Source organism: Actinoplanes sp. OR16 (genome assembly GCF_004001265.1).
Taxonomy (GTDB): Bacteria; Actinomycetota; Actinomycetes; order Mycobacteriales; family Micromonosporaceae; genus Actinoplanes.
The window spans coordinates 772554-787071 of the sequence record NZ_AP019371.1 but is presented as its reverse complement, the minus strand read 5'-3'; the positions used below and the strand labels follow the sequence as shown (position 1 = coordinate 787071).

Sequence of the window (14518 nt, the reverse complement as noted above, 5' to 3'; positions counted from 1 at the left end):
GGTGAGACCGTGGCGAATGCTCTGAGTGACACTGCGGACACGGAGCGTATAGATGTCATCGGTCGCCGGCCCGTAGCCTGGTGGCCGGTCGGCCTGATCGCCGTCGGAACCACGCTGCTGCTCCTGATCACCGCGAGCCGGTACGACTACCACCGCGACGAGCTCTACTTCCGGATGCTCGGCCGGCACCTTCAGTGGGGATACGTCGACCAGCCGCCGTTCACGCCGTTGCTGGGCCGGCTCGGCATCGAGATCTTCGGCGACACGGTCTGGGCCATGCGGGTTCCGTTCGCGATCATTCTCGGACTCGTGGTGCTGCTCTCCGCCCTCATCGCCCGCGAGGCGGGTGGGGGCGCCGCCGCCCAGACGATCGCCGCTGCCGGGGTGGTCAGCGTGGTGCCGCTCTCCGCCGCGCACGTCGCCTCCACCGCCGCCCCGGACCTGCTCGTCTGGCTCGCGGTGATCCTCTTCGTGATCCGGGCGCTGCTCGGCGGCCGGGAGCGGGCCTGGCTCGCCGCGGGCGTGACGGCCGGGCTCGGCCTCTACAACAAGCACCTCATCGTGCTTCTGCTGCTCTGCCTCGGCACCGGGCTGCTGATCGCCGGTCCCCGGGAGGTGTTCCGGTCGCGGTGGCTCTGGGCCGGGGTGGTCGCGTGCCTGCTCGTCGGCTCACCCAACCTGATCTACCAGGCGGTCAGCGGCTTTCCACAGGCCGAGATGGCGGCCGCGATCGCCGGGGACCGCCCGCTGCTGATCCCGATGCAGTTCGTGCTGCTCATCCTGCCGCCGGTGTGGATCGCCGGGATCGTCGTGCTGCTCCGGGACCGCCGGCTGCGGGCGATCCGGTCGCTGGCCGTGGCGTATCCGCTCATGCTGCTCCTGCTGCTGGCCATGGGCGGGCAGTCGTATTACCCGATCGGCCTGCTGCTGGCGCTCTTCGCGATCGGCGCGGTGCCTGCCGGGCGATGGGCGACCGGCGCCAAACGGTACGTCACCGGCATCGCCGTGGCGGTCTTCGCGCTGCTCGCGATCGTGTCGTCGCTGCCGGTCCTGCCCGAGGACGAGATCGGGGAGAGCGGCATCGCCGAGGTCAACGAGACCGTCGCCGACCAGATCGGCTGGCGCGACTACGTCTGGCAGATCGGCGGCGTCTATGCGGGGCTGTCCGAGGCCGATCAGCGCAAGGCGGTGCTCTTCACCGGCAACTACGGAGAAGCAGGGGCATTGGATCGGTACGGGCGGTCGCTCGGCCTTCCGGCCGTCTACAGCGGACACAACGAGCTGCGCCACTTCGGCCCGCCGCCGGACGGCCGGACCGTCGTCGTCGCCGTGCTCCAGGCGCCACCCCGGCACCTCGGCGAGTGCTCGGCGGAGGCGCGGCTGCGCAACACCGCCGGGGTGGTGAACGAGGAACTCGACGCCCAGGTCTACGTCTGCCGGCTCGATCAGCCGTGGAGCGTGATCTGGCCCCGGCTGGCGCACTACGACTGACGGCGTTCCGGAGTCGTCAGATCTGACGGTTCCGGCCGGCCAGGGCGCCGGCGATCATCTGGGGGATCGTCAGGGCGACCATGACGGCGAGCGGGGCCTTCCAGCTGTCGGTGGCGTCGTGCAGCGCGCCGACCACGAACGGGCCCGGGATCGCGATCAGGTAGCCGACGCTCTGGGCGAAGGCGGACAGCTTCACGACAGTGGCCGGTGAACTGCCGCGCAGCGCGATCATCGTCAGGACCAGCGGGAACGCCGTGTTCGCGATGCCCAGGAAGACAGCCCACAGCCAGGGCGCGGCCGACGGAGACCAGAGCAGGCCGCCCCAGCCGGCGATGCCGAAGACGCCCAGCGCGACCGCGATGGCACTCTGGCTGCGCACCCGGCCGGCCACCGAGGAGAGGATGAAGCCGAGCGGCACCCCGAGGAACGACGTCGTCGCGAAGAGCACGCCTGCCGTCGACGCGGAGATCCCGGCGTCCCGGTAGATCTGCGGCAGCCATCCGATGATCACGTAAGCGGATGTCGACTGCATGCTGAAATAGACCGCCAGAGCCCACGCGACCGGGTGGCGGGTCACCCGTACCGGCGAAGGCCTTTGATCTGGATTGTGGGTCTTCGCCCCGTTGCGGGCCATCAGGATCCACGGCGGGAGCGCGACCACCGCGGCCAGCGCCCAGCAGGCCAGGCCGAGACGCCAGTCGTCGCCGAACGCGCCGGTCAGCGGCACCGTCGCAGCGGCCGCCGCTGTCGCGCCGATGTTCAGCGCCACCGTGTAGAGACCGGTCACCGTGCCGACCTGGTCCGGGAAGAAGTCCTTCACGACCGACGGCAGCAGCACGTTGACCAGGGCGATACCGGCCAGGGCCACCGCGCTGAGCAGCAGGAACAGTGCCGAGTCGGCGGCGAAGGAGCGGGTCGCCAGGCCCGCGGTGAGCAGCGCGAGACCACCGAGGATCACGCGAGCGGCGCCGAAGCGCCGGGCCAGGCGGGGCGCGGCCAGGCCGATCGCCGCGAAACACACCACCGGTACGGAGGTGAGCAGGCCCGCCACGGTCGTGGACATCCCGAGGCCGGTGCGAAGTTCGGTGAGCACCGGACCCACGCTGGTGACCGCCAGACGCAGGTTGACCGCCGCCAGCAACAGCGCGATCAGGATGAACAGCCGACCCTGGCGGCGCGTTACCGCCCGCTCCTCAAGTAACACCACGGAAACATCATGGCCCCGGTCCGGGGCGTTCCGCCTCGCCAGGTGTGTACGGTCACAGCCGCCACCCGGTGCTTACACAGCGGCAGGCGTCTCCTGCTCACGGTCGGTCTGCTCGTTGAACTCCCTCTTGCTCGACTGCCAGCCGTCCTCGTTCATCCCGTTGCGCCAGTAGCCGGAGATGGAGAGCTGGTCCATCGTGAGGCCGCGGTCGTGACGCAGGTGACCGCGGAGATCGCGGACGAAGTTCGCCTCGCCGTGCACGAACGCCTGGACCCGGCCCTCGGGGAAGTCCATGCCGCGGACCTCCGGGCAGAGCAGCGAGCCGACCGGGCGGCCACCGCGGTGCAGCCAGGTGATCTGGGCGTCGGCCGGGGTGTCCAGCTTCTGCTCCTCGTCCGGTCCCTCGACCTCGAGGATCGCGCGGACCCGGGCGCCGGCGGGCATGCCCTCCAGCGCGGCGGCGATGGCCGGCAGCGCGCTCTCGTCACCGGCGAGCAGGTGCCAGCCGGCGTCGGCGTCCGGGGCGTAGCCACCGCCGGGGCCCATGAACCGGAACGGGTCGCCGGGCTCGGCGCGGGCAGCCCACGGTCCGGCGATGCCGCTGTCGCCGTGCACCACGAAGTCCACCCACATCTCCGGGACCTCGGGCAGCCACTTGCGCACCGTGTAGGTCCGGACCACCGGCCAGGCCTCGCGCGGCAGCGTCTCACGGATCACGCCCATGTCGAAGGGGTCCGGATAGTCGGTCCCGGGCTGCGGGAACAGCACCTTGATGTAGTGATCGGTGAACTGTCCGGCCGTGATGCGGGAGAGTGCCTCTCCGCCGACCACCACGCGCACCATGTGCGGGGTCAGTTGCTCGACCCGGGTGACCACGCCCTCGTGAGCCGGTCGCGCTGGTCTGGTCGCCATACTGCACCTCATCTACCTGCCCGGACGGTCTACCGGGAGGTAAGGCTACCCTTATGGATGCTGAAGTAACGAAGGCGGCTGTGGAAAATCCCACAGCCGCCTTCGTCGTCGCTCGGTCAGCTCGCCCTGGTCATCGCCAGCTGTTCCGGGGGCGGTTGCGGACCAGGGCGGCCACGATGAGGCCGGCCAGCAGGAGCACCGCGCCACCGCCGACCCAGGCGATGTTGTTCGCGATCAGGCTGATCGGGCCGCTCTCCTCCGGCGCGGGCGGCTCGGCCTGCGGGTTCGTGTCGGCCGGGACGTACTCGATGTCGTCCGGAGCGCCGTTGTCGCCGGCGCCCGAGCCGTTCTCGGTGTCGTCCTCGGTCGTGGTCGCGGCCTCGGTCGTCGCGGACGGCTTCGGCTTGGCCGCCTTGGTCGTGGACTTCGGGGTGGCCTCTTCCTCAGCCGACTCCGTGGCCGACTCCTCGGTCGATTCCTCGGTGGTCGCCGACTCGTTCCCGGAGTCGCTGTTCGAACCCGAGTTGTTGTTCGCGGAGACGTCGTTGTCGTCGTCGTCCGTGTTCGTGGTGGTCTTCGTCGTCGCGTTCGTACGCGGGGTGGCCGTCGTGGTGCTCGGCTTGACGACCGTGGAGTTGGGCTTGGCGGTCACCGTCGAGTCGGGCTTGGCGGTCGCGGTGGCCGCGGGCTTGGTGGCGGCCGGCTTGCTCGGCTTCACCGTGCCGGTGTTGGTGTTGTTGCCGCCGTTGTTCCCGCCGCCGGCGTTGTTGCCTCCGCCGTTGTTGTTGCCGCCGCCTCCGTTGTTGCCTCCGTTGTTGCCTCCGTTGTTGCCGCCGTTGTTGCCGCCCCCGTTGTTGTTGCCGCCACCGTTGTCGCCGCCGGCGGCGCGGACCGTGATCCGGACCGAGTCGAGGGCGGGCGTCTGGTTGGCGCGCTCCATCATCGGGATGCGGTGTGAGCCGTCACCGGCCCACGACGAGCACTGAGCGGTGCCCTCCTGCGGCAGTCCGGGGACCTGGATGGTCACGGTGTCCGGGTCGGCGCCGCCGCGCCTGTCCTCGGTCGCGACGAAGAACGCCGGGACCGGCTCCGGGGCGGGCGCCTCGTCGGTGCTGGTCAGCATCCGGCACGCGGTGTGGAAGTGGCCGCGGACCAGGCCGTTCTGCAGAACGCTGGATTCCACGTAGTAGCCGCCCTGGCCGGCCGCGAGGAAGCGGTCCCGGATCAGGTTGCGGGTGCTGATCTGGAGCGTGAAGGGCGTCGCGACGTCCACGTTGCGGGGTGCCTGGGTGATCAGCAGCGTCGGGTTGTTCGCGGCCGCGCCGACCTCACCGAACTCGGTGGAGACGCACCGGTCGCCCTTCTGGAAGCCGTCGTGCGCCTCCAGCCGGCTGTCCACACAGGTGTCGGTCAGGATCGTGAGGTTGTTCCCCACCACCTTGCCGGCGCCGCTCTCGCCGGCACGCGTGGACGGATTGTCCTCGGCATAGGAGAGCTGAGTGAAACCGATGACACCGCCGACCGCGGCGAGAACTGCTCCGGCGGCCAGAAGCCGGGTGCGTCGCATGACGAGACCTTCTTTTCCCCGAGTTCTCGGATTCTCGGAATTCGGCGCGGGTTGCGCGCCGACGCCCAGACGTTAGGAGGAGGTCTCACAGAAATCAATTCCGCGCAGGAACTTGAGGAATTCTTATGCCGAACTTAAAGAAAAAATATGGATCGGATCTTGAACCCCCGGCATCGGCCGTTCGGATGATGTCCCCGGTTCAAGCGATCTTGCAGGAACGACGCTGAGCTGGAAGGTTACAACAACAGCCTGTGAGCCGGTAGTTTCTTAACGGAACCAGAGCCCGCGCGCCGAGAATACGTCCTTGAGGACGTCAATGCGGTCGGTCATGATGCCGTCGACGCCCATATCGAGCAGCGTATTCATCGTTTCCGCATCGTCTATCGTCCAGATGTGCACGGCAAGGCCGAGGCGGTGCAGATAAGCGAGGAATCGCGGAGTCAGCACGGTTATCCGGCCGTGCCGCACCGGGATCTGCGCGGCGATGGCCGAGGCGGGGACCCGCAGCGGCAGCCCGGCGGCCGAGGCGATCCGCAGCCGGGCCACCTCGCCCATGCCGAGCGAGGTCGCCACCCGAGGGCCGGCGAGCCGGCGGACCCGGGACAGCCGGCGGTCGCTGAACGAGGCGAGCAGGACGCGGTCCTCGCCGCCGGTGCGGCGTACCGCCTCGACGGCCGGCTCGGCGACCGCGTCGGTCTTCACGTCGACGTTGAAGCGGATCTCCGGCCAGGCGTCCAGAACCTCCTCGAGCCGGGGCACCGCCGCCGCGCCGCCGACCCGCACCGTGGAGAGGTCGGCCCAGGTGAGGTCGGCGACCCGGCCGGGACGGCCGGCCACCCGGTCCAGGACGGGATCGTGGATGACGACCGGGACGCCGTCCGCCGTGGCGTGGACGTCCGTCTCCACGTACCGGTAGCCCAGCTCGACCGCCCGGAGGAAGGCCGCCGCCGTGTTCTCGTCGCCCTCCGCGGCGCCGCCGCGGTGCGCGAAGGCGAGCGGCCGCGGCCCGTCCAGATACGGATGATCCACGCGAGGAGTATGCCGGGCTTTGTTGCGCATAGGTAAAAGACCCGAAGGCCCATTGACCGGCGCCATTCACGTGAAGATCCTGTCTTCGCGAAGACCACGGGAAGGAGGTGGGTTGCGGTGCGAACGTGTCCGGTGCGCCCGAACACCATCAAGCGCCGTCACGTCGCCAGGCGGTTCGGCGCGCGTCCGCGGGCCCGGCTGCGGATCATTCCGCGCTGGCCCCGGCTGCGCTGGTCCGCCCGGCTCTCCCAGACCCGCTGACGATGCCCGGGCCGAAGGTCGTCGTGATCGGAGCCGGCATCGTCGGCTGCGCGCTCGCCGACGAGCTGACCGGTCAGGGCTGGACCGACGTCACCGTGCTGGAGCAGGGGCCGCTCTTCAGCACGGGCGGCTCCAGCTCGCACTCGGCCGGCCTGATCGTGCAGACCAGCCCGTCCCGGACCCTGTCCCGGCTCGCCCGCTACACCGCCGACAAGTACGCCGAGCTGGGCTGCTTCTCGCCGGTCGGCAGCCTGGAGGTGGCGGCCACCCCGGAACGGCTCGCCGAGCTGCACCGGCGGTTCGGGTTCGGCCAGTCCTGGGGGATCGGCTCCGCGGTGCTCGACCCGGCCGCCTGCAAGGAGCTCTTCCCGCTGCTCGACCCGGCCCGGATCCTCGGTGGGCTGCACGTGCCGTCGGACGGTGTCGCGGCGCCGGTCCGGGCGGCCGAGGCGCAGGCCGCGCGAGCCGCGTCCCGGGGCGCCCGGTTCATCGGCAACGAGCGGGTCGTCGCGGTCCTGCGGCAGGGCGACCAGGTCAGCGGGGTGCGCAGCGCGGATGCGGCGTACCCGGCCGACGTCGTGATCAGCTGCGCCGGGTTCTGGGGGCCGGCGGTCGGTGAGCTGGCCGGTGTGGCCGTGCCGATGCTGCCGATGGCCCACCAGTTCGTCCGTACCACCGCCGTCGGCGCCTCCGCCGGTCTGCCGGTGCTGCGTCATCCGGACCGCGGCCTCTACCTGCGCGCCTACGGCGAGCACCTCGGCGTCGGCGCCTATCTGCACGAGCCTCTCCCGGTGGACCTCGCCGACGTTCCCGAGGACAACCGCCCGGCGATGCTGCCGTTCACCTCCGGAACCTTCAAGCAGTCCTGGTCGGCGGTGGCCGAGCTGATCCCGAGCCTGTCGCGTACCGCCCTCGAGGAGGCGTTCAACGGCGTCCTCGCGGTGACGGCGGACGGTTTCCCGCTGCTCGGCGAGTCCCGGGAGCTGCGCGGCCTCTGGATCGCCGGCGCCGTCTCGGTGACCCACTCGGCCGGCGCGGCGAAGGCCCTCGCCGAGTGGCTCGTCGACGGCTATCCCGGCATCGACCTGCACGAGTGCGACCTGAACAGGTTCGATCCGGGCCGGTTCGCCCCGGCCTACGTGCGCCGGGCGGCGACCCGCGCCTACACGAGCACGCTCGGCATCGTGCACCCGCAGGATCCGCCGGCGGTGCGCAACCTGCGGCTCAGCCCGTTCCACCCGCGGCAGGCCGAGCTGGGCGCGGTCTTCGGCGAGGTGGACGGATGGGAGCTGCCCCTCTGGTACGCGACGAACCCGCCCCCGGAGGAGATCCGGTCGCGGGACGACTGGTCGGCGCGGCACTGGTCGCCGATCGCCGAGACCGAGGCCCGGCAGACCCGCAAGCGGGTGGCCGTCTACGACCTGACCGGGCAGACCCGGATCGAGGTGACCGGACCGGCTTCCTTCCTCACCGGCCTCACCAGCAGTGACGTCTCGCAGGACGGGGTGACGCGCACGCTGCTGCTGGACCCGGCCGGCGGCATCCGTGGCGACGTCACGGTGGCCCGGCTCGCCGAGGACCGGTTCCTGGTCATCGGCGGCCCGCTCGACCTGGACCTGCTGAGGCGGCGGGCGCCGGCCGGGGTGACCGTCCGGGACGTCACCGGCGGCACCTGCGGGCTCGGCGTCTGGGGCCCGCGAGCGCCGGACCTGCTCCGATCGCTGCGGTCCGGCGGCTACCTCGGCATGGTCCCGGTGACCGTCCTGCCGCTCTCGGCGGTCGGTGAGCCGGGCGCGGAGATCTACACCGAGGCGCAGTACGGCCTGCGTCTCTGGGACACGATCGGGGAGGCCGGGCGCGAGGCGGGGCTGGTCGCGGCCGGGCGGCTGGCGTACGAGAGCCTGCGGATCGAGAACGGGCGCCGGGCCTGGGGCGTGGATCTGACCGGTGAGGACGACCCGTACCAGGCGGGGTTGGAAGCGCTGGTGCGGCCGGGCGCCCGCCCGGCGACGCTGCCCGACCGGCGGCTGGCGAGCCTGCGGATCGAAGACACCGGCGAGGTCCCGCTCGGCGGCGAGCCGGTGTACGCCGGCGGCTTCGTGGTCGGCCACGTGACCAGCGCCGCGTACGGCTGGACCGCCGGCGCCCCGATAGCGCTCGCCTGGCTGCCCGCCGCCCTGTCCGTCCCCGGCACCCAGGTGGAGATCGGGTACTTCGACCGTCGCCTGCTCGCCACCGTCGCCGCGGAACCGCTCGTCGAGCCGATGGAAAACAAACGAGGGTAATTACCCCAGACTCGGACACACGACTCCATGGTCTGCCCTACCTTAGGCCAGGTTCTACTCGGGCAAATCAACTGAAATGGAGCAACTCGTGCGTTCGTCAAGACTCGCGCGGGGCGGCCTCCTGGCCTCTGCCCTGCTCTCGATACTGGCGACGGTGAACGCCGCCGGAGCCCAAGCCGCCGACGGGACGATCAAGCCGCTCGACGCCGGATACGCGGAGTCGATCGCGCTCAACGGCACCGCCGCGGTGACCTCGGACCGCGGCGACCGCCGGGTCATCGCGCTGACAAACGGCAGCTTCAAGCAGGCCGGATCGGCCTGGTCCACCAGCAGGGTCGATCTCACCGCGTCCTTCGAGACCACGTTCACGGCGCACCTGCACCACGGCAAGCCCGGTGCGGACGGCATCGCGTTCCTCGCACAGGGCGCCGGCCCGCGGGCGCTCGGCGGCTGGGGCGGCGGTCTCGGATACCGGGGCATCGCCAGGAGCGTGGCGGTCGAGTTCGACACGTACCAGAACACGACCGATCCGAGCAGCAACCACCTCGCCGTGGTGCTGGGCGGCAACCCGGACCGGCACGCCGCCCTCGCCGAGTCGTCGATCCCGCTGTTCGGCAAGCCGTTCCACGCCCGGGTCCGGTACGACGCCGGGGCGCACAACCTGAAGGTCTACGTGAAGGCGAAGGGCTCGCCCGAGCAGTTGCTGCTCGATCACGGCGTCGACCTGGCCCGCAGTGCCGGGGCCGCCAGCGGCTGGGTGGGTTTCACGGCCGCGACCGGAGATGTCACCGCACGGCAGGACGTCTACGACTGGACCGTCGACGCGCCTCTCGCTTGAACCTGGTCTGATTTATCCTGACATAGGAGTAGAAGTCTGATGCCCACGGTCGACCGTGTGCTTTCCGAAGAAATCACGGAGCCCACAGCTCCGAAAAACGCAGCTCCGAAGAACGCAGCTCCGAAAAACGCAGCTCCGAAAAGCGCAGCTCCGACGGTCAGCGTGATCGTCCCGGCGCTGAACGAGGCCCGCAACCTGCCGCACGTCTTCGCGCGGCTCCCGCAGGTGGACGAGATCGTGCTGGTCGACGGGGGGTCCACGGACGACACCGTGGCCGTCGCCCGCCGGCTGTGCCCCGACATCCACGTGGTCCGGCAGAACCGCCGCGGCAAGGGCAACGCTCTGGCCTGCGGGTTCGCCGCCGCCACCGGCGACATCATCGTGATGATCGACGCTGACGGGTCCACCGACCCGCTGGAGATCCCGAGCTTCGTCGAGACGCTGCGGGCCGGCGCCGACTTCGCGAAGGGCTCCCGCTTCCAGCCCACCGGCGGCAGCGCCGACATCACCCGGTTGCGCCGGGCCGGCAACAAGTGCCTGAGCGTGCTGGTCAACATGCTGTTCGGCACCCGGTACAGCGACCTCTGCTACGGGTACAACGCCTTCTGGGCCCGCCACCTCGACATCTTCGATCTCGACCACACGTCGCCGGCGCCGGACCGCGCCGACGGCCGGCTCTGGGGCGACGGCTTCGAGATCGAGACCCTGCTGAATCTGCGTGCGGCCCGTGCCCAGCTGGAGATCGTGGAGGTGCCGAGTTTCGAGCACTCCCGCATCCACGGCGTCAGCAACCTCAACGCGCTCACCGACGGCATGCGGGTGCTGCGGACCATCGCCCGCGAATGGCGTCCGCGCCGTCGTGCCGCCCGGACATCGCGGAACGGGGCACGCGTCGGATGAGGATCGGCATCGTGGCGAACGCGTACCACCCGGACATCGGCGGGGTGGAGACCCACGTCAAGCGCCTCTGCGCCGGTCTGCTCGCCGCCGGTGACCAGGTCGAGGTGATCACCCAGCACCGGTCGCGTTCCGAGGAGACCGTCGACGGCGTGCTCGTCCGGCGGTTCCCGCTCACCGTTCCGGCGGGCGACTACCGCCTGTCGCTCCCGCTCTGGCGGTGGCTGCGCCGGAACGCCGACGCGTACGACGTCCTGCACGTGCACAGCTATCACGCGCTGGCCGCCCTCTGCGCCGCCCAGGCGAACACCAGCACGCCGATGGTCTTCACGCCGCACTACCACGGCACCGGGCACAGCAGGTTGCGGGCCGCGCTGCACCCGGTCTACCGCCCGTTCGGCCGGACCATCCTGACCCGGTCCAGCGCGGTCGTCTGCGTCACCGCCGCCGAGCGTGACCTGCTCCTGCGGCACTTCCCCGAGGTCACCGACCGCACGGTGATCATCCCGAACGGCACCGACCCGCGCCCGGCCGTCCCGGTCGTGCCCGCCCAGTCCCGCCGGATCCTCTGCGTCGGGCGGCTGGAGCAGTACAAGCGGGTCGATCGGGTGATCCGGGCGATGGCGCACCTCGGTCCCGATCACCGGCTCGACGTGGTCGGCACCGGACCAGCGGCCGACCGGTGGCGTCAGCTCGCCGCCCGGCTCGGCCTCGCCGGTCAGGTCGTCTTCCACGGCCGGCTCGACGACGCCGCGTTCGCGTCCTGCCTCGCGCAGGCCTCGGCGGCGGTCTCCGCCTCGGCACACGAGGCCTTCGGCATGTCGGTGGCCGACGCGCTCGCCGCCGGACTGCCCACCGTGGCCGCGCCGATCCCGGCCCACCAGGAGGTCGCCCGGCTCGCCGGGGACGGCGTCTGGCTGCGCTACGCCGATCCGGACGACGAGGCCGACCTGGCCGCCGCGATGATCGAGGCGACCTCGGCCGGGCGCAAGCGTCCCGCCACGCTGCCGACCTGGGACGACGTGGTCGCCGGCATCCGCCAGGTCTATTCCGCCGTCACCACTGCGCCCTGCTCCGCGACGCAGCCGGAGGCCGTCGGCTGATGACTGCCACCACGGCCGGTGTCGATGCCGGCCGGTTCCTTCGAGCCCGTCTTCCCGGCGGCCGTTTCACGTCCGGCGGCGGGGAGACGGCCCGGTGTGCGCTCACGCTCTCGGTGGCGGCGGCGGCCGGCGCCGCCGCGCTGGTGATCGCGTACCGCCGGGCCGCATGGGGCGAAGGAGGTCAGTTCGGCTTCTTCTGGGCGGGCATGTTGCTCTTCGCGCTTCCCGCGGCCTATTTCGCCGTACGCCGGAACGCCCGACCACTGACCAGGCTTGCCGTGCTGATCGGCTACGGCTGCTTCACGTACCTGCCCAAACTGCTCCGCAATCCCTCCGGACCGCTCTACCACGACGAGTACGCGCACTGGGGTCAAGCCCATGACATCCTCCTCGACGGCCGGCTCTTCGAGCAGAACCCCATCGTCCGGGTGATCGGTGACTACCCGGGTCTGCACGCGACCGTCTCCTCCCTCGCCGCGCTGACCGGCCTCACCGTCTGGCACGCCGCACTGCTGCTGCTCGTCACCGCGCACGTGCTCGTCCTGCTCGGCATCGCGGTCGTCGCCGGTCAGCTCTGGCCGGACCCGCGGGTCGGCGTGGCCGCGGCGTTCGTCTACAGCCTGAACAGCTCGTTCCTCTTCTTCGACACCCAGCTCGGATACGAGTCCCTGGCGATCACCGTGCTCGTCTGGGCCCTGGCCGGCGCTCTGCGCGCGATGCGGGCGGCGACCACGGGACGGCGGCTCGGCTGGGCGGCGTTCACCCTGATCCTCGCCGTCGCGACGGTGGCGACCCACCACCTCACCGCGATCTGGCTCACCGGCATCCTCGGGCTGCTCGCGGTGACCTGTTCCTTCACGGCGTTGCTCACCGTTCCTCGGACGGCGTGGGCGCTGACCGCCGGGGTCGCGCTGGTCACCGGCTGCTGGATGGGCGCCGTCGCACCGAGCACCGGCAGTTACCTCGATCCGTACCTGGGCCGGGCGCTCGGCCAGTTCAGCGGCCTGGCCGGCGGAGGTTCGGGCGGCCGGACCCTGTTCAGCCAGTCGATCGCGCCCTGGTGGGAGCAGTACACCGCGTACGCGGCGCCCGGCTTCGCCCTCCTCGCCATGATCGGCGCGACCGCGCTCTGGTGGCGTCGCCGGCACACCGCCGACCCGTTCACCTCGGCCGGCGTCGCGGCGATGCTGCTGGTCGGCGCGCTCTACTTCCCGGCCACGCTGCTGATCCTCACCCCGGCCGGGGCGGAGGGCGCACGACGGTCGTGGGCGTTCAGTTACCTCGGCCTCGCGATGGCCGTCGCCCCCTTGATCATCGCACTCCTGGACCGTCCGCATCGGATCAACCGGGTTTTCCGTGGATCAATCCTGCTGACCGCCTGCGCGCTCATGCTGGTCGGGAACAATGCGGCCGGGATGAATCCGTCGTACCGTTTCCCCGGACCGCCGGTCTTCGGCTCGGACACCCGGGCGGCCACTCCCGAGGTGCTCGCGGCTGCCGCCTGGCTGCGGGAGACGCAGGGCAGGGAGACGAGGCTCGTCGCCGACCGTTACTCCGGACTGATCTTCGGTTCGTACGGGGAACAGGAACCGACGACCGGCTCCGCCACCTTCCCGGCCTACGACCTCTACCTGGCCCGGCCCGGGGAGCCGATCTCGCCGGCCCTGCTGGAGCAGCTGCGCAGCTGGCGCTTCGAGTTCCTCGTGGTGGACCGGCGGATGGCCAGCCAGGTGCCGGACATCAAGATCTACTTCGAGACGAACGAGCCGATCCCGCACGACGGCCGCCCGGCGTTCACCGAGGCCCAGCTCACCAAGTTCGACACGATGCCCTGGCTCATCAAGATGTACGACGGCCCGAACGTGGCGATCTACCGCTTCGACTTCGCCCGTCTCGGGAGTATGCGATGAGGACGATCCGGCTGACCCTGCTCACCTGCGCCGCCCTGGCCGGAGTCCTCCTGGCCGCCGGCCGCCCCTGGTACGCGGTCCCGCTCTGCCTGTTCGCACTCCTGGCCCTGGGCGAGCTGTCGCTGCGAGCACTGCCGGGCATCCCGCCCGAGCAAGGCCTGCCGGCGGCCCGGATCGGCATGGCGGCGATAGCGGGCCTGGTCACGCTGCCCTTGGTGGCGTTGTCCCTGCACGCCTGTGGACTGCCCGTCCGAACCACCCCTTTGGTGATCGGCGAAACCGCGGTGGCCCTCGTCGCGTCGGCAGCCACGTTCTTCCGCGAACGCCGAGTGCCGGCCACCGACCCCCACCAAGCCGACCCCCACCACGCCGACCCCGGCACCACCCATCGAGGCGGCCTCCCGTCACAACGCTCAGCCCGCAGCACCAACCCGTCCTCCGCCAGCCCAGCCTCCGCCAGCCCAGCCTCCGCCAGCCCTTATGCCGAAATTTCACGAGAAACCGGACATGACTCGGCTGGAGAGGGGCCCCGGCGTGGGGGATTCTGGCGCACCGGGGTAGCCGTACTCATCCCTGTGATCGTCGCTCTGGGGGTCGGCGGGATGGCGGCCCGGATCTATGAGGCGGCGCCCCGGCCGTCCGAGCCCGGCTATCTGAGTGTCGCCCTCGGTGGATGGGCTGCGGGGATCGAGGCGCCGGTGACGGTTCCCGGGCGAGGGCTGGCCGTTCCGGTTCGGGTCACCAGTTCCGGGATCGGGGATGTCACGACGACGGTGCGGCTCCGGGTGGGGGGACGGGTCGTGGCGGCCAAGCGGGTGACGGTCGCGGCTGACACGGTCCGGTCGTTCACGGTTCGGGTGCCGGCCGTACCTCAGGACGGTTGCCTGCATCCCGTGAACATCAGCGTCGGCAGGATGAGCGCCGGGTTCTACGCCCGCGGGCCGGTGACGGTCCGGACGCGGACCGCAGCCTTCTCGAGGAGCGGCGCCAAGTGCTGACCCGGGTGGTGACACGGGTC

General features: G+C 71.0%; 11 protein-coding genes and 1 pseudogene. 8 read left to right on the top strand and 4 right to left on the bottom strand.

Annotated features, from left to right (window positions below; all coding sequences use genetic code 11):
• The first annotated feature begins 9 nt into the window (after positions 1-9).
• Positions 10-1491 (top strand): glycosyltransferase family 39 protein, encoded by a 1482-nt coding sequence (locus EP757_RS03535; RefSeq protein WP_127542773.1) that lies wholly within the window; start codon positions 10-12, stop codon positions 1489-1491.
• A 16-nt stretch (positions 1492-1507) separates the two neighbouring features.
• Here EP757_RS03535 and EP757_RS03530 read toward each other — a convergent pair whose 3' ends face one another.
• The 4 genes and pseudogenes from EP757_RS03530 to EP757_RS03515 all read right to left on the bottom strand — a co-directional run bounded on the left by EP757_RS03530 (position 1508) and on the right by EP757_RS03515 (position 6236).
• On the bottom strand, positions 1508-2698 hold the full coding sequence (locus tag EP757_RS03530) for an MFS transporter (protein ID WP_127542772.1): 1191 nt from the start codon (positions 2696-2698) through the stop codon (positions 1508-1510).
• Between the two features lie 72 nt (positions 2699-2770).
• On the bottom strand, positions 2771-3610 hold the full coding sequence (locus EP757_RS03525; RefSeq protein ID WP_127542771.1) for a siderophore-interacting protein: 840 nt from the start codon (positions 3608-3610) through the stop codon (positions 2771-2773).
• 886 nt (positions 3611-4496) lie between these two features.
• Positions 4497-5042 (bottom strand): annotated as a pseudogene (locus EP757_RS43720) (Pecanex-like protein 1); the annotation flags it as partial.
• Between the two features lie 402 nt (positions 5043-5444).
• Positions 5445-6236, bottom strand: coding sequence for a glycerophosphodiester phosphodiesterase (locus tag EP757_RS03515; RefSeq protein ID WP_127542769.1), 792 nt, complete (start codon positions 6234-6236; stop codon positions 5445-5447).
• A gap of 87 nt (positions 6237-6323) precedes the next feature.
• Between EP757_RS03515 and EP757_RS42710 the strand changes: the two genes are divergently transcribed.
• The 7 genes from EP757_RS42710 (at position 6324) to EP757_RS03485 (ending at position 14498) form a co-directional block, all read left to right on the top strand.
• Positions 6324-6467 (top strand): hypothetical protein, encoded by a 144-nt coding sequence (locus tag EP757_RS42710; RefSeq protein WP_160165759.1) that lies wholly within the window; start codon positions 6324-6326, stop codon positions 6465-6467.
• Between the two features lie 2 nt (positions 6468-6469).
• On the top strand, positions 6470-8752 hold the full coding sequence (locus EP757_RS03510; RefSeq protein ID WP_127542768.1) for an FAD-dependent oxidoreductase: 2283 nt from the start codon (positions 6470-6472) through the stop codon (positions 8750-8752).
• An 88-nt stretch (positions 8753-8840) separates the two neighbouring features.
• Entirely contained in the window at positions 8841-9590 is a 750-nt protein-coding gene (locus EP757_RS03505) for an L-type lectin-domain containing protein (RefSeq protein WP_232050358.1), read from the top strand.
• 162 nt (positions 9591-9752) lie between these two features.
• Positions 9753-10490: a glycosyltransferase family 2 protein gene (locus EP757_RS03500; RefSeq protein WP_232050357.1), complete on the top strand. Its 738-nt coding sequence runs from the start codon at positions 9753-9755 to the stop codon at positions 10488-10490.
• Complete coding sequence (locus tag EP757_RS03495; RefSeq protein ID WP_127542765.1) at positions 10487-11590, top strand: glycosyltransferase family 4 protein; 1104 nt, start codon at positions 10487-10489, stop codon at positions 11588-11590. The genes EP757_RS03500 and EP757_RS03495 overlap by 4 nt, the downstream gene beginning before the upstream one ends.
• Positions 11590-13500, top strand: a complete 1911-nt coding sequence (locus tag EP757_RS03490; protein ID WP_232050356.1) for a hypothetical protein — start codon at positions 11590-11592, stop codon at positions 13498-13500. The genes EP757_RS03495 and EP757_RS03490 overlap by 1 nt, the downstream gene beginning before the upstream one ends.
• Complete coding sequence (locus EP757_RS03485; RefSeq protein ID WP_127542764.1) at positions 13497-14498, top strand: hypothetical protein; 1002 nt, start codon at positions 13497-13499, stop codon at positions 14496-14498. The genes EP757_RS03490 and EP757_RS03485 overlap by 4 nt, the downstream gene beginning before the upstream one ends.
• Positions 14499-14518 lie beyond the last annotated feature (20 nt).